Here is a 14,377-nt window from a genome sequence, read left to right as displayed (position 1 = left end):
CCGCGTCAGCGTATGGACGCGGAGGCGGCCGTACGGGGCACGTGACCGGGTTCGGGAAGATCGTCGACGAGACCTCTTTCGTTGTTCAACCACGGTGCATTCAGCGGGCCTTGACAGTTCACGCCGCCCGCAAGAGCCGCCCGATCTCCAGCTGCTCGGCCTCCAGCGGGTCGCCGTCCTCCACGTTCCACAGGCTGTTCTGCAGGACGCGGCCGAGGGACCAGGCACGGGCCCGCTCCCGGTCCAGTCCGAGTACGTCGGTCATGGCGTCGAAACGCCATCGCGTCTCGTCCGGGTCGTAACGGTTGTCGAGGGCCGGCAGCAGGTCGAACCCGGGGTCGCCGGCCAGCGGCTTGGGGTCGATGGCGAGCCAGGGGGCGCGGTCCGCGGCGAGGACGTTGTCGTAGTGCAGGTCCCAGTGCAGCAGCCGGTCGCCGGGCTCGTCGGCGACCTCGCGCACGGCGGCGGCGCAGTCGGAGACCAGGCGGCGGTCCGCCGGGTCCGCGATGCGCTCCAGGACCCACGGCGTCCGCTCCAGCATGCGCCGCGCGATGTCACCGAGACGGCGCACGCCGGGCGGCGCGGAAGTGGCGGTGAGGTGGGCGAGCAGCCGGGCGATGACGAGGACGGCCTCGCGGGAGTCCTCGACGTGGCTGAGCATGCGGGACGCGTCGAGCCGCTCCAGGAGCATGGTGCCGGTGGCCGCGTCGTGGTCGAGCAGCCGCACCGCCCCGTCGCCGTCCCACAACCGCAGGGCGACGGGCTCGCCCTCGGTCTCCTCGTCGAGGATCTGGAGCTTGAGCACGGCCGGTGTGCCGTCGCCGCGCACGACGGGCAGCACCAGGGCCGCCCAGCCGTGCATGGAGGGCCCGTCGAGGCGCAGCTCCCAGCGGTCCAGGAAGCCGGCCGCCAGCGCGGGCAGCCCGTCGATGAAAGCGCGGCCCGCCGCACCGTTGTACTTCGCCTGCGAGACGGCGAGCGCGTCCGGAACGTCGATCACGTCGGCCGACGCTACCGGCGGACGGCCCGCCGGGCACGGGATTATCCGGCGCCGACGGCACCCCTCCCGCCCCCGGGGCCCGGAAATTCGACGGAATCCGAAGGAGACACGCGCCGCTCACCAGGGCTAACGTCCTCACCATGAGCAGCTCGACCAGCGGCGTCGTCAATGGTGGCATCTCCTACTGGTACGCGGACGACGGTCTCCCGGCGGCGGTGCGGGAGCCGCTCGCCGGCGACGCGTCGGCGGACGTGGTGATCGTCGGAGGCGGATACACAGGCCTGTGGACGGCCTACTACCTCAAGCAGGCCGCCCCCTTCCTGCGGATCACCGTCCTGGAGCAGAAGTTCTGCGGCTACGGCGCCTCCGGCCGCAACGGCGGCTGGCTCTACAACGGCATCGCGGGCCGCGACCGGTACGCGAAACTCCACGGCCACGAGGCGGCGGTGCGCCTCCAGCGGGCGATGAACGACACCGTCGACGAGGTGATCCGGGCCGCCGACGCCGAGGGCATCGACGCCGACGTCCACAAGGGCGGCGTGCTCGAAGTGGCGTGCACGCCCGCGCAGGCGGCCCGGCTGAAGGCGTTCCACGAGGCCGAGCTGGCGTTCGGCGAGAAGGACCGGGAGCTGTACGGCGCCCGGGAGACGGCCGGGCGGATCAGGGTCGCGGACGCGGTCGGCTCGACCTGGACACCGCACGGGGCCCGCCTGCACCCGGTGAAACTGGTGAAGGGCCTCGCGGCGGCCGTCGAGCGCCTCGGCGTGACGATCCACGAGTCGACGCCGGTGACGGAGATCCGTCCCCGGCACGCGGTCACCCCGTACGGCACCGTCCGCGCGCCCTACGTCCTGCGCTGCACCGAGGGCTTCACCGCCGCCCTCAAGGGCCAGCGGCGGATCTGGCTGCCCATGAACTCCTCGATGATCGCCACCGAGCCGCTGACCGACGCCCAGTGGGAGTCCGTCGGCTGGGCGGGCCGCGAGACCCTCGGCGACATGGCACACGCCTACATGTACGCCCAGCGCACCGCCGACGGCCGGATCGCGCTGGGCGGGCGCGGAGTGCCGTACCGCTTCGGCTCCCGCACCGACAACGACGGCACCACGCAGGCGGCGACGGTCGAGGCGCTGCGCGAGATCCTCGTCCGCTTCTTCCCGTCCCTCGCCGGACTGCGCATCGAGCACGCCTGGTCGGGCGTCCTGGGCGTACCCCGCGACTGGTGCGCGACCGTCACCCTGGACCGTTCCACGGGCCTCGGCTGGGCGGGCGGCTACGTCGGCTCCGGCGTCGCCACCGCCAACCTCGCCGCCCGCACCCTGTGCGACCTGGTCCAGCGGGACTCGGGACAGGGCGGCCGCACCGACCTCACCGAACTGCCCTGGGTGAACCACCGGGTACGCCGCTGGGAACCGGAGCCCCTGCGCTGGCTCGGCGTGCAGGGCATGTACGCCGTCTACCGCGAGGCCGACCGGCGCGAACGCACGAGCCACGGCGCCGGGTCGTCCCGGCTGGCGCGGATCGCGGACCGGGTGGCGGGCCGGAGCTGACGCGGCCGCCCGCGGCCGGCGGGGCCCCTTCCGCTTAGGCCTCCTAGGCCTCCTAGGCCCAGGCCCCCTAGGCCACAGGTTCCGGCACCGGCCGGTCGGCCGGGGTGCCGTGTTTCGGGGCCTTGGCCGTCACCATCAGGCCCGCGACCAGGCCCGCCAGCAGCATGATGCCGGCGGCCAGCCAGATGGCGACCGTGTAGCCGTGGACGATGCCCTCCCGGACGACCGACTCCCGCTGGGACGGGTCGGTGAGGTGGGAGGTGATGTACGACGCGCTGGTGCTGGTCGCGATGGTGTTGAGCAGCGCCGTGCCGATCGAGCCGCCCACCTGCTGCGCGGTGTTGACCGTCGCCGAGGTCACGCCGGAGTCCCGCGGGGCGACCCCGGCGGTGGCGGTGGAGAAGACCGGCATGAAGGTCAGGCCCATGCCGAGGCCCATCAGGAGCAGGGCGGGCAGGATCGCGGTGGCGTACGCCGAGTCCACGGTCATCTGGGTGAGGATCACCATGCCGCCGGAGGCGAGGAGCATGCCGGGGACCATCAGCATGCGCGGGCCCACGCGGCGCAGCAGCCGGGCCGAGATCTGGGTGGAGCCGACGAGGATCGCGGCGGTCATCGGCAGGAACGCCAGGCCGGTCTTCAGGGGCGAGTAGCGCAGGATCTCCTGGAGGTAGTAGGTCATGAACAGGAAGAGCCCGAACATGCCGACGACGGCCAGCATCATCGTCACGACGCAGCCGGCGCGGTTGCGGTCGCGGATGATGTGCAGCGGCAGCAGGGGGCTCGGGGCGCGGGTCTGCCACCACACGAAGACCGCGAGGAGCACGACGCCCGCGGCGAACAGCGCCAGCACCAGCGGGTCGGTCCAGCCGCGGGGCTGCGCCTCGCTGAAGCCGTAGACGAGCGCGACCAGGCCGCCGCAACCGAGGACGACCCCGGGGACGTCCAGGCGGGCGCCGGTGTGTCCGGGACGGTCGTGCAGGAGCAGGAAGGCGCCGATCACGGCGGCGACGGCGATGGGGATGTTGACGTACAGGCACCAGCGCCAGTTCAGGTACTCCGTGAGGACACCGCCGACGATGAAACCCACCGCGGCGCCGCTGGCGGCCAGCGTGCCGTAGATGCCGAAGGCCTTGCCGCGCTCCTTCGGTTCGGTGAACGTGGTCGCCAGCAGCGACAGCGCCGACGGCGCGAGGACGGCGGCGAAGACGCCCTGGAGGGCGCGGGCGCCGAAGAGCATCGCCGACGTGGTGGCGGCGCCGCCGATCGCGGAGGCGGCGGCGAAGCCGATCAGCCCGATGACGAAGGTGCGTTTGCGTCCCACCAGGTCCGCGACCCGGCCGCCGAGCAGCAGCAGACCGCCGAAGGCGAGGGTGTAGGCGGTGATCACCCACTGGCGGTTGCCGTCGGACATGTCCAGGTCGCGCTGCGCGGAGGGCAGCGCGATGTTCACGATGGTCGCGTCGAGGACGACCATCAGCTGGGCCAGGGCGATCACCACCAGCCCCCACCAGCGGCGGGGGTCGGCCTCCGCGGGCGCGGCCGGCCCACCTGTCCGGGTGCCACTCATCTGGCCAGAAGACCATGAATCGGGGCGTACCGCATCCCGTTGCCCAGGTGGTCGTGGTGGTCGTCACCTGCCGCCTTTCATGGCTCCAGGACCACCTTCCCGGTCGTCGCCCGGGTCTCCAGCGCGCGGTGCGCGGCGGCGGCCCCGGCGAGCGGGAAGCGGTGCACCGCCGGGGCGAGCCGGCCCTCGGCGGCCTCGGCGAGGGCGCGCAGTTCCAGGGTGCGTACGGGGTTGGAGCCGCCGGCCTTCTCCATCATCACCGGGCCGAGCACCTGCTGGGAGACGCCGTCGACGAGGTAGGGGGCGCCGTCGTGCAGTCCCTCGCCCGACCAGCCGAAGACGAGGTGCCTGCCGCCGGGCCCGAGCAGGGCGACGGCCTCCCGGGCGACGTCCCCGCCGACGCCGTCGAAGACGACGGTGGCACCGCCGCCGCCGAGGTGGGCGCGGACCTCGGCCGGCCATCGCGGGTCCCGGTAGTCGACGGCGAGGTCGGCGCCGTTCGCGGCGACGCGGGCGACCTTCTCCGGGCCGCCGGCCAGCCCGATCACCGTGGCGCCGGCGTTCTTCGCGTACTGCACCAGCAGGGTGCCGATACCGCCGGCGGCGGCCGGGACCACGGCCACCGAATCGGGTCCGAGGTCGGCGAACTGCAGGATCCCCATCGTCGTACGCCCCGTGCCGATCATGGCGACGGCCTCGGCGAAGCCCAGGTTCCCGGGGATCTCGTGCAGCCGGGCGTGGTCGGCGACGGCGAGTTCGGCGTAGCCACCGGGCGCGAATCCGAGGTGTACGACGACGCGCGTGCCGAGCAGGCTCTCGGGGGTGTCCTCCCCGAGGGACTCGACGACGCCCGCCACCTCGCGGCCGGGGACCGTGGGCAGGGCGGGAAGCTCGGGCGACGGTCCCTGGACGCCCTCGCGCAGGGCGGTGTCCAGGAGGTGGACGCCCGCCGCGCGGACGGCGATCCGGACCTGGCCCGGGCCCGGCCGCGGATCCTCGACCTCTTCGAGGGTGAGGTTCTCGGCCGGGCCGAAGGCGTGCAGGCGGATGGCGCGCATGGGATCCCCCAGGGTGAGGCGGGCTGTGTGGGTCCCACTCAACGACCTCAAGCATGCTTGAGGTCAAGCTCCCGACGGCCGAGGGCCAGGGACACCGCCGTCAGCGCGCTGTTGAACGACACCTCCGACAGCAGCCCCGGAGCGGCGACCTGGTCACCGGCGAGATAGACCCCGTCGCCGCGGTCGACGGCGGGCCGGTCGCGCCAGGTCGTGCCGGGCAGGTCGACGGCGCCGGTACGGCCGTTCGCGATCGCCTCGCGCCGCCAGGTGAGACGCTCGCGCCAGCCGGGGAAGCCGAGGTCGAGCAGCTCCTCGGCGCGGGCGGTGCCGTCGGCCTTCGACTCGTCGGGCGCGATGGGGATCTGCCCCTGGATCAGCTGCTCGCCCGCCGGGGCCAGGGTGCGGTCCTGCGCGGTGCTGTGCTTTCTGGGGCATACCCCCAGACCCCCGGGCTCGATCCAGCCCGGCGCGTCCAGGTCCGAGACCGCGAAGGCGTCACCGCGCCGGGTCCGTACCGCCAGGTCGATCAGGGTGGTGCGGCCGCTCGGCCAGGTCAGCGCGGGGTCGCCCAGCAGACGGCGGGCGGCGTCGAGAGAGGTGGCGACGACGACCGGGGAGCCGGTCGGCAACGCGTCGACGCGGGAGAGCGTCTCCACCCGGACCCCGAGGTTCCATGCGAGGGCCGCCATCCGGTCGATCACCCCGGACCAGCCGCCGCGCGGGTAGTGCGCCTCGGGCGGCAGCTTGGCGGCCCGGCGCAGCCGCTCCTGCACGAAGGCGGCGGACAGCGACCCCGGGTCGTGGTGGAAGAGGGCGACGGCGCAGTAGTGGGCGGCGGCCCGGGCGCCCTCCTCACCCGCGACGCCGGTCGCCCAGGTCAGGAAGTCGGTGTCCACAGGGGCCTGTCCGGCGCCCCGGCGCAGCAACTTGAGCATGGCGAAGGGCGGGGTGCGGCGCAGTACGCCCTTGTGGCGCAGCCGCAGCCGGGCCCCCTCCAGCGGCGGGAGCGGCGCGAGCGGACCGATCAGGTCGCGCTGCTTGAGCCACGCCCAGTGCGGACCGCCGTTGTAGAGGGCGTGCGGGCCGTCGTTGGTCCTGTACTGGCCGTCGGCCGTCCGGGCCCGTCCGCCGAGGGTGTGATGGGCTTCGTGGACGGTGACCTTGGCGCCCGCCTCGGCGGCGGTGATGGCCGCGGTCAGTCCGGCGAAGCCGCCGCCGATGACGGTGATGCGATGCATGGCTGGGGGTCTCCCTCGCGTCGGGGTCGCCTGGTGTGGTGCCTGTCTGCGAGTACGACGGCCGCGGGGTGCCGAATGTGACATGCAGCCGGGAGATAAGGCGTTCGCGCAGGTCGGAGCGGGTTGTCAGCGCCGGGGTGCAGCATGGAGGCATGGCGAGGAGAGTGGCGGGCGGCGGCGGTACGGGTGCGACGAAGGTGCGGGCGGCACGGCGCCCCGAGCTGCGGCTGCCGCCGCTTGAGCCGTACGACGGAGGCGAGCTGGAACCGGACGGGGACTACGACGGGCTGGAGTTCCGGGACACGGACTTCGCCGGCCAGGACGGCGTCGGCGCCCGCTTCATGGACTGCGCGCTCACGGGGTGCGCGCTGGACGAGGCGTCCCTGACCCGGGCCCGGCTGCTCGACTCGGTCCTCCGCGAAGTCCGGGGCGTCGGCACGCGGCTCGCCGAGGCGACACTGCGCGACGTCGAGCTGTTCGACGCCCGCCTGGGCGGCACCCAACTGCACGGCGCCGTCCTGGAACGGGTGCTGATCCGCGGCGGCAAGATCGACTATCTGAACCTGCGCCGGGCCCGGCTCAAGGACGTCGTCTTCGAGGGCTGCGTCCTGGTCGAGCCGGACTTCGGGGGCGCACACCTGGAGCGGGTCGAGTTCGTGGACTGCGCCCTGAAGGGGGCGGACTTCAGCGCGGCGACCCTCACGGACGTCGACCTGCGCGGCGCCGCCCCGCTGGAGCTGGCCCGGGGCGTGGACCGGCTGAGGGGGGCGGTGATCAGCCCGGCCCAGCTGCTGGACCTGGCGCCGGTGCTGGCGGCGGAGCTGGGGGTGCGGGTGCTGGCGGGGGAGTAGGGCGGCCGGGTCGCCGGCGCGAAGCGGAGCCCGAGGCGCTCAGGAGACCCGCGGGAAGCGGGCCTGGAGGGTCCAGATCGCCGGGTTGTCCGCCAGGTCGTCGTGCATGTCGGTGAGGTCGGCGATCAGGTCGTGCAGGAAGTCGCGGCACTCCCGGCGCAGTTCGCCGTGGGAGAAGGAGAGCGGGGGCTCGCTCTCCGGCAGCCACTCGGCCTCGATGTCGACCCAGCCGAAGCGGCGCTCGAAGAGCAGGCGGTCGGTGGACTCGGTGAAGTCCAGCTCCGCCCGCTGCGGCCGGGCTGCCCTGGACCCCGCCGGGTCCCGGTCGACGCGCTCCACGATGTCGCACAGCGCCCAGGCGAAGTCGAGCACCGGCACCCATCCCCAGGCTGTGGAGAACTCCCGGTCCGCCTTGGTGTCGGCGAGATACACGTCCCCGCAGAACAGATCGTGCCGCAGCGCCCGGACGTCCGCACGGCGGTAGTCCGTCTGCGGTGGGTCGGGAAAGCGGGTGGAGAGGGCGTAGCCGATGTCGAGCACGCAGGTGATGGTGTCATGACCGGAGCGGAAGCCGGTGCCGGTGCCGGTGCCGGAACCGGAGCCGGAGCGGTGCGGCGCCGGGCGCGCCCGTGAGGCGCTGGGGCGGGCGCATCCGTCAGGCACGGCGGCGGCTGAGGCCGGGGCAGCGCTGGGGTCTCACGGGCTCTCCGGTCGGCCGTCCCCGTACAGCCAGTCCGCCCAGATCTCCGTGAAGTCCTCGTCCGGCGCCGACTTCTCCACGTACGCCGTGAAGTCCCCGGTGTCCGCGTTGCCGTGGCGGTGGGCGGTGGCCCAGCCCCGCAGGAGGTCCCAGAAGGCGTCGTCGCCGACCGTCTGGCGGATCTTGTGCAGGACCATCGCGCCGCGCTGGTAGACGGGGCTCGCGGAGATGTCCTCCGCGTCGGGCGGGTCGGCGGGCGGGAACGCCCAGATCGAGTCGCCGGCGTCCTCGTCGTCGTAGTAGGTCCCGTCGTAGAGCGCGTCGAAGGTCTCCTGCGCGGTGTCGCCGCCCTCGTCCTCCTCCCACAGCCACTCGGCGTAGGTGGCGAAGCCCTCGTTGAGCCACATGTCCTGCCAGGTCTTCGGGCTGACGGAGTTCCCGTACCACTGGTGGGCGAGTTCGTGGACGAGCAGGACGGTGTCTGGGGCGCCGGGGAAGTAGGGCCGGTTCTGGGTCTCCAGGGCGTAGCCGGCGTCCTCGGTGCGGTCGACGATCGCGCCGGTGGAGGAGAAGGGGTACGGGCCGAAGTTCTCCTCGGCCCACTCCATGATCTCGGGGATCCGCCCCAGGACCTTCCGGCTCGCGTCGGCCTGCTCCGGGTCGACGGCCGTGTACACCGGCAGGCCGTCGTCGGTGGTGGAGCGGTCGGTCTCCCAGTCGCCGACGGCGACCGTGACGACGTGGCTCGACATCGGCTCGGCGGTGTGCCAGGTGAACGTCGTACGGCCGTCGCGGGTCCGCTCGCCCGTCAACTCGCCGTTGGAGACGGCCCCGAGCCCCTCCGGCACGGTCACCGCGAGGTCGTACGTGGCCTTGTCGGAGGGGTGGTGGCTGCCGGGGAACCAGGCCATCGAGCCCGTCGGCTGACCGAGCCCCACCGCGCCGTCCTCGGTGGGCAGCCAGCCCTCCTCGGAGCCGTCGGGGTCGGTCACCGTCACCGGGTCGCCGGAGTAGCGGACGGTCACCCGGAACGTCTCCCCGTCGTCCAGCTCGTCCGCCGGGCGGAGGGTCAGCTCCTGTCCGGCCCGGTTGAACCGGGCGTCCCGGCCCTCGACGGTGACCTTCTCGACGTCCAGGCCCTTGAGGTCGAGGTTGAAGGCCGACATGTCCCGGGTCGCGCGGGCGGTGATCGTCGCGGTGCCGGCGAGGTGCTCGGCGTCGGGGTCGTAGGCCAGGGTCAGGTCGTAGTGCCCGACGTCGTAGCCGCCGTTTCCCGCCTTCGGGAAGTACGGGTCGCGCACACCCGAGCCGCCGGGGGAGCCATCGACCGCGCCGCCACCGCTGCATGCCGCGAGGGCGGTTGCGGTGGCGGCGGCTACGAGCAGACGGGCGGTGCGCACGTCATGATCCTATGAGGCGTTTCACGTGAAACGCCCGCTGGGACCGGCTGTCGGGGCCTTTGGGGAGGCGTGGGGCGTTGCTAGTCGATCGCCGCCGCACCCGCCTGCGCGAACTTCTCGTCCAGGGTGCCGGACGGGGCACCCGCGACACCGATGCCGGCGATCGGCGCCTTGCCGGCGGTGACCGGGACGCCGCCGCCCAGGAACAGGGTGCCCGGGATGTCCTTCAGGTTCGGGGCCTTCTCCAGGCGGCCCTCCAGCTCGGAGGTCGGGGCGTTCCAGGAGACGGCGGTGTACGCCTTCTTCTCGGCCGACTCGTACGACTGCGGGCCGGCGCCGTCACCGCGCATGGTGAGGATCGTGTTGCCGTTGCGGTCGACGACCGCGACCGTGATCCGCTGGCCCTCCTTCTCGGCGGCCTTCAGCGCGGCCCGCGCCGCCTCGGACGCGGCGTCGATCGTCAGGTGCGTGGAGGTGGTGGTGTCGCGCTTGCCGGCCGCGGCGGCGGGGGCGGCGGTCACGGCGGAGTCCTGGGCGGCCTGCGGCGCGGAGGCGTTCGCCGCCACCGTGCCGAAGGTGCCGGCGGCGACGGCGGCGAGGACGGCACCGCCGGTGGCGATGCGGGTGCGCCGGGAGAGGGTCTTCTTCATGGTGGTCTGCTCCTCGGGGTGGGATATCGGGGGGATATCGGGGGGGATATCGCGGTGGTGAAGGGGGTGGGGAGGGGTTGTTCCGTCTGCTCTCCACCCTCCGCCCCGCGCCCCGGGCGCACGGTCGCCGTTCCGGGTGCTCGTGGGCGACGGAACGGACGACGCCGGGGTCATCCGATCGGCTGACCCGCCGACCGTCCCGAAGGGCCACCATGGGAGTGTCCGCGCAGCTCAGCGGTCTCCTACGGCACGTTGTAGGACACGAAGGCGACACAGGAGGCGCGTGGGATGCCGAAGCCGTACGACCCGGACACCCGGTGGCTCGGCGCCGTCATGCACGTGGCGTTCTTCCTGCTGCTCGGCGGCGCCCTGGCCCGCTTCCTGCTGCGCCACCCCGGCGAGCCCCGCACCCCGTGGATCCTCGCCCTGTCCCTCGCCCTGGCCGTGCTGCACCTGCTCGGGCCCGTCCTGAGCGGTCCGGTCCAGAGGGGCCCCGGAGCGCGGCCCACCCGGTGGCGCATGGCCTGGCTGGGCCTGGTGGTCGTGGTGTGGATGGTGCTGGTCGTCCTCGCGCCCAGCTTCTCCTGGTGCGCGGTGCCCCTCTTCTACACCGGCCTGCGCACCCTGCCGGCTCGGGCGGCGCTCGTGCTGGTGACCGTCCTGACGGTGTTCGTCGTCGCCGCGCAGTTCCGGCTCGCGGGGCGCTTCGACCCGAACCTGCTGCTCGCGCCGCCCGCCGTCGCCGCGATCGCCGCCGCCGTGTTCCTGCACACCGAACGGCAGGCGGCCCGGCAGCGCGCCCTGATCGACGACCTGATCCGCACCCGCCGCGAACTCGCCGCCTCGGAGCGCCGTGAGGGCACCCTCGCCGAACGCCAGCGGCTGTCGATGGAGATCCACGACAGTCTCGCCCAGGGCCTGTCCAGCCAGCGGATGCTGCTCCAGGCGGCCGAGCGGGTCTGGGAGTCCGACCCGGGCAAGGCCCGCACCCACGTCCGGGGCGCCGCCTCCGTCGCCGAGCACAACCTCACCGAGGCCCGCCGCTTCGTCCACGACCTCGCCCCCGCCGACCTCGCCCGCGGCGGAGGCCTGGAGGAGGCGTTGCGCGCCCTGGCCGCTCGGGAGTCGGGCGACCAGCTCACCGTGCGCGTCCACGTGGACGACGGCACCTGCGTCCCGCCGCTGCCCGACCGCGTCCAGTCGGCCCTGCTGCGCATCGCCCAGGGCGCCCTGGCCAACGTCCGGGAACACGCGGACGCGTTCACCGCCGCGCTCACCCTCACCCTCCTCGACGACCAGGCCGTCCTGGACGTCACCGACGACGGGCACGGCTTCGACCCGGCCGCGCTGCCCGACGCCCCCGCCGGGGTGCGCGGACACGGGCTGCCCGCCATGCGCGCCCGGCTGCGTCAACTCGGCGGCACCCTGACCGTCGAGTCCGCCCCCGGCGAGGGCACCGTCCTGTCCGCCGCCGTCCCCCTGCAAGCGCCCCGCAACGACCCGGCCGACTCGCTGGAGGCACCCCGATGACCGCTTCGGCCGACCCGCTGGGAGGCACCCCGATGACCGCTTCGGCCGACCCGCTGGGAGGCACCCCGATGACCGCTTCGGCCGACCCGCTGGAGGCACCCCGATGACCGACCCGGCGGACACCGGCCCCGCCCCCGTGCGCATCCTGGTCTGCGACGACCACGTCGTCGTACGCGCCGGGCTGCTCGCCCTGCTCGACAGCGCCCCCGGCATCGAGGTGGCCGGCGAGGCGGGGACCGGCGAGGAGGCGCTCGCGCTCGCCGCGCGGCTGGCGCCGGACGTGGTGCTGATGGACCTTCAACTCGGCGAGGGCATCGACGGCGTGGAGACCACCCGCCGGCTCACCCGAGCCGGGGGCACCGCCCCGCACGTCCTGGTCCTGACCACGTACGACACCGACGCCGACATCACCCGCGCCATCGAGGCCGGCGCGACCGGCTATCTGCTGAAGGCCGAACGCCCCGAGGAACTCTTCGCGGCCATCCACGCCGCCGCCGAGGGCCGCACCGCCCTGTCCGGACCGGTCGCCAGCCGCGTCATGGCCAACATGCGCAGCCCGCGTCCCTCCCTCACCGACCGCGAACGCGACATCCTGGCCCAGCTCGCCACCGGACTCGGCAACCGGGAGATCGCCCGCGCCCTGTTCATCAGCGAGGCCACGGTCAAGACCCATCTGCGCCGCATCTACGACAAACTCGGCGTCGACACCCGCGCGGGCGCGGTCGCGGTGGCGAAGGAGCGACGCCTGCTGCCGTGACGCCCCGCCGCCGGAACGCCGAAGGCCCCCCGGCGCACGACCGGGGGGCCTTCGTACGGAACGAACGGGCGAGTGAACGTCAGACGTTCACGCCGAAGTCCTGGGCGATGCCCACCAGGCCCGAGGCGTAGCCCTGGCCGACGGCGCGGAACTTCCACTCGGCGCCGTTGCGGTACAGCTCGCCGAAGACCATGGCGGTCTCGGTGGCCGCGTCCTCGGAGAGGTCGTAGCGGGCGATCTCGGCGCCGCCGGCCTTGTTGAGGATGCGGATGTAGGCGTTGCGCACCTGGCCGAAGTTCTGCGAACGGTTCTCGGCGTCGTAGATCGACACCGGGAAGACGATCTTCTCGATGTCGGCCGGGAGGCCGGCCAGGTTGACGTTGATCGCCTCGTCGTCGCCGGCGCCCTCGCCGGTGCGGTTGTCACCGGTGTGGACGATCGTGTTGTCCGGCGTCTGCTTGTTGTTGAAGAACACGAAGTGGGCGTCGGAGTAGACCTTGCCCTCCGTGTTGACCGCGATCGCGGAGGCGTCGAGGTCGAAGTCGGTGCCGGTGGTGGTGCGGACGTCCCAGCCGAGGCCCACGGTGACTTCGGTCAGGCCCGGAGCCTCCTTGGTGAGCGAGACGTTGCCACCCTTGGACAGGCTTACAGCCATTGTTGTTCCTGCGCGGGTACTCCGAGCCTCGCCAGGAGTGAAGCGCTTCTGAGCCGTGCGGCGGCAAGCCGCGCACCTGCCCCGTAACGCTTAGACCGCGCAGACCTCCTTCCTGATGGTGTAGGTGTAACCGTCTGCCCGTTGGAGCAGACGGAGGTTGGTGTGTGAGGTGTCGACATGCCCGCCGGGGGCTGGGACGCGATGTCGGCCGCTGGAGCGGACCATGACGCGCCCTGTGTGAGTACCGGCGTATTTGCCACTGGGTATGACGGCCTTAACGAGGTCACCGGTCCGGTAGCCGAAGAACGCCTTCTGCCGGGGCATACGGAGGCGCGGGAAGCCATACCGGTCGGATCGGGTCCGGGTATGCGTCCCGCGTCCGGTGCAACCTACGACAAGGACTTTGGACACCATCTCGGTGACAGTATCGAATTTGCCGACGCTGAGAGCGTCGAGGGTGTGCGTCTTCGGCAAGTGGTTGCGGACACGGTTCCACTTCGTACGCCCACCACTGTCGCCGTGGGTCGGCAGCCGTGTGTCCAGCTCACGCCGCAGAGCCTGACGTGTTGAGTTGACGGCGGCGGCGTCCTTCAGTGGAGACTTTGCCTGTGCGAGGAGCCTGGCGAGAACCTTGGGCTTGCTTGCCAGAAAGTCCTCCACGGATCGGTTCGACTTGGCCTGGTTGCACGGAATGCAAGCCACGGTGAGATTAGATACCCGGTCCGTGCCGCCTCGGGACTTCGGCGCGATGTGGTCGATATTCAGCGGCACGTGTTGCACGCCACAATAGGCACACTGATGGTTCCAGTTGGCGAGCAAATATTCACGTACCTCGGTGCCGCGCAATGTACCCTGCTGCGACTGATTTTCCTCGAAGAGTGGGTCGGAGCTTAGCGCACGTGTATCGAATACGACTTGTTCCACATGACTCGCTCGCACAGGCGCCCAACGGCAGAGGCGGTCCACCCACGATGCAGTGGTGACGACACGGTGCTTGAGGCTGGGTGCGACCCAGCCTTCCGATCGGCACCGATTGTGGAAGCGAGGGGCTCGGTAACGGAGGTTAGACGACCGGCGGCGACGCCGGAATGATGCCCGTTGTTCCATGCGCTGACGAATGGTCGGGCCGCGGTGATCGAGCTGTACCGAGAAGCGCGCTCGCCTCTCGCCTGCCTGTGTGGTGAACAAGCTGATGCCAGTGTGCCTGGAGCCGGGGTCGATACCTACTTCTACCCCGTCCACGTCCGACTCGACGACGGTACGGTCTTTGAGGCGGATGACGAAAGGCGTATGCCGGTGGACAACGGCACGTCCCCGCTGGAGAAGCTGGCGTGCCCTGGCAGGGCTACAGGGCTGCAGGGGCTGGTGGCATTTATCGAGCACCATGACGAATGGGTACCGCTCACGCGGCTTCTCCC

General features: G+C 72.4%; 13 protein-coding genes. 4 read left to right on the top strand and 9 right to left on the bottom strand.

Going from position 1 to position 14,377, the window contains the following annotated elements:
• Positions 1-118 precede the first annotated feature (118 nt).
• The gene (locus tag ACFCZF_RS15880) at positions 119-1,042 is read right to left on the bottom strand and encodes an aminoglycoside phosphotransferase family protein (protein WP_376672152.1); all 924 of its coding nucleotides are present in this window, start codon (positions 1,040-1,042) and stop codon (positions 119-121) included.
• Positions 1,043-1,140: 98 nt separating this feature from the next.
• Between ACFCZF_RS15880 and ACFCZF_RS15875 the strand changes: the two genes are divergently transcribed.
• Positions 1,141-2,550, top strand: coding sequence for an NAD(P)/FAD-dependent oxidoreductase (locus tag ACFCZF_RS15875; RefSeq protein ID WP_376672135.1), 1,410 nt, complete (start codon positions 1,141-1,143; stop codon positions 2,548-2,550).
• A gap of 67 nt (positions 2,551-2,617) precedes the next feature.
• On the opposite strand, the gene ACFCZF_RS15870 is transcribed toward ACFCZF_RS15875, so the two are convergent.
• The 3 genes from ACFCZF_RS15870 to ACFCZF_RS15860 form a co-directional block, all read right to left on the bottom strand.
• Entirely contained in the window at positions 2,618-4,120 is a 1,503-nt protein-coding gene (locus tag ACFCZF_RS15870) for an MFS transporter (protein ID WP_376672134.1), read from the bottom strand.
• Between the two features lie 77 nt (positions 4,121-4,197).
• Entirely contained in the window at positions 4,198-5,178 is a 981-nt protein-coding gene (locus ACFCZF_RS15865) for a zinc-binding dehydrogenase (protein ID WP_376672133.1), read from the bottom strand.
• A 47-nt stretch (positions 5,179-5,225) separates the two neighbouring features.
• The gene (locus ACFCZF_RS15860) at positions 5,226-6,416 is read right to left on the bottom strand and encodes an NAD(P)-binding protein (protein WP_376672132.1); all 1,191 of its coding nucleotides are present in this window, start codon (positions 6,414-6,416) and stop codon (positions 5,226-5,228) included.
• 152 nt (positions 6,417-6,568) lie between these two features.
• Between ACFCZF_RS15860 and ACFCZF_RS15855 the strand changes: the two genes are divergently transcribed.
• The gene (locus tag ACFCZF_RS15855) at positions 6,569-7,267 is read left to right on the top strand and encodes a pentapeptide repeat-containing protein (protein ID WP_376672131.1); all 699 of its coding nucleotides are present in this window, start codon (positions 6,569-6,571) and stop codon (positions 7,265-7,267) included.
• A 39-nt stretch (positions 7,268-7,306) separates the two neighbouring features.
• Here the strand turns inward: ACFCZF_RS15855 and ACFCZF_RS15850 are convergent, their stop codons facing one another.
• The 3 genes from ACFCZF_RS15850 to ACFCZF_RS15840 form a co-directional block, all read right to left on the bottom strand.
• A complete protein-coding gene (locus tag ACFCZF_RS15850; protein ID WP_375913075.1) occupies positions 7,307-7,807 on the bottom strand; it encodes a hypothetical protein in 501 nt (166 codons plus the stop codon).
• 156 nt (positions 7,808-7,963) lie between these two features.
• Positions 7,964-9,367, bottom strand: coding sequence for a M1 family metallopeptidase (locus tag ACFCZF_RS15845; protein ID WP_376672130.1), 1,404 nt, complete (start codon positions 9,365-9,367; stop codon positions 7,964-7,966).
• Between the two features lie 80 nt (positions 9,368-9,447).
• Entirely contained in the window at positions 9,448-10,017 is a 570-nt protein-coding gene (locus ACFCZF_RS15840; protein WP_376672129.1) for a heme-binding protein, read from the bottom strand.
• Positions 10,018-10,305: 288 nt separating this feature from the next.
• Between ACFCZF_RS15840 and ACFCZF_RS15835 the strand changes: the two genes are divergently transcribed.
• Both ACFCZF_RS15835 and ACFCZF_RS15830 read left to right on the top strand, forming a co-directional pair.
• Positions 10,306-11,547 carry a sensor histidine kinase gene (locus ACFCZF_RS15835; protein ID WP_376672128.1) on the top strand — a complete coding sequence of 414 codons (1,242 nt, stop codon included), beginning with the start codon at positions 10,306-10,308 and terminating at the stop codon, positions 11,545-11,547.
• Positions 11,548-11,650: 103 nt separating this feature from the next.
• The gene (locus ACFCZF_RS15830; protein ID WP_375912989.1) at positions 11,651-12,304 is read left to right on the top strand and encodes a response regulator; all 654 of its coding nucleotides are present in this window, start codon (positions 11,651-11,653) and stop codon (positions 12,302-12,304) included.
• Positions 12,305-12,383: 79 nt separating this feature from the next.
• Here the strand turns inward: ACFCZF_RS15830 and ACFCZF_RS15825 are convergent, their stop codons facing one another.
• Positions 12,384-12,959: a TerD family protein gene (locus ACFCZF_RS15825; protein WP_121747691.1), complete on the bottom strand. Its 576-nt coding sequence runs from the start codon at positions 12,957-12,959 to the stop codon at positions 12,384-12,386.
• A 90-nt stretch (positions 12,960-13,049) separates the two neighbouring features.
• Complete coding sequence (gene iscB / locus ACFCZF_RS15820; protein ID WP_376672127.1) at positions 13,050-14,345, bottom strand: RNA-guided endonuclease IscB; 1,296 nt, start codon at positions 14,343-14,345, stop codon at positions 13,050-13,052.
• Positions 14,346-14,377: the final 32 nt, after the last annotated feature.

The sequence above is a fragment of the Streptomyces sp. NPDC056296 genome (assembly GCF_042268605.1).
Lineage (GTDB): Bacteria > Actinomycetota > Actinomycetes > Streptomycetales > Streptomycetaceae > Streptomyces.
This window is presented reverse-complemented; position numbering and strand designations above follow the sequence as displayed.

Bases quoted from the DNA above. Each gene is read 5' to 3' on its own strand.
- ACFCZF_RS15875 (WP_376672135.1), top strand. From the start codon at position 1,141: ATGAGCAGCTCGACCAGCGGCGTCGTCAATGGTGGCATCTCCTACTGG.
- ACFCZF_RS15870 (WP_376672134.1), bottom strand. From the start codon at position 4,120: ATGAGTGGCACCCGGACAGGTGGGCCGGCCGCGCCCGCGGAGGCCGAC.
- ACFCZF_RS15865 (WP_376672133.1), bottom strand. From the start codon at position 5,178: ATGCGCGCCATCCGCCTGCACGCCTTCGGCCCGGCCGAGAACCTCACC.
- ACFCZF_RS15860 (WP_376672132.1), bottom strand. From the start codon at position 6,416: ATGCATCGCATCACCGTCATCGGCGGCGGCTTCGCCGGACTGACCGCG.
- ACFCZF_RS15855 (WP_376672131.1), top strand. From the start codon at position 6,569: ATGGCGAGGAGAGTGGCGGGCGGCGGCGGTACGGGTGCGACGAAGGTG.
- ACFCZF_RS15840 (WP_376672129.1), bottom strand. From the start codon at position 10,017: ATGAAGAAGACCCTCTCCCGGCGCACCCGCATCGCCACCGGCGGTGCC.
- ACFCZF_RS15835 (WP_376672128.1), top strand. From the start codon at position 10,306: ATGCCGAAGCCGTACGACCCGGACACCCGGTGGCTCGGCGCCGTCATG.
- ACFCZF_RS15830 (WP_375912989.1), top strand. From the start codon at position 11,651: ATGACCGACCCGGCGGACACCGGCCCCGCCCCCGTGCGCATCCTGGTC.
- ACFCZF_RS15825 (WP_121747691.1), bottom strand. From the start codon at position 12,959: ATGGCTGTAAGCCTGTCCAAGGGTGGCAACGTCTCGCTCACCAAGGAG.
- iscB (WP_376672127.1), bottom strand. From the start codon at position 14,345: ATGGTGCTCGATAAATGCCACCAGCCCCTGCAGCCCTGTAGCCCTGCC.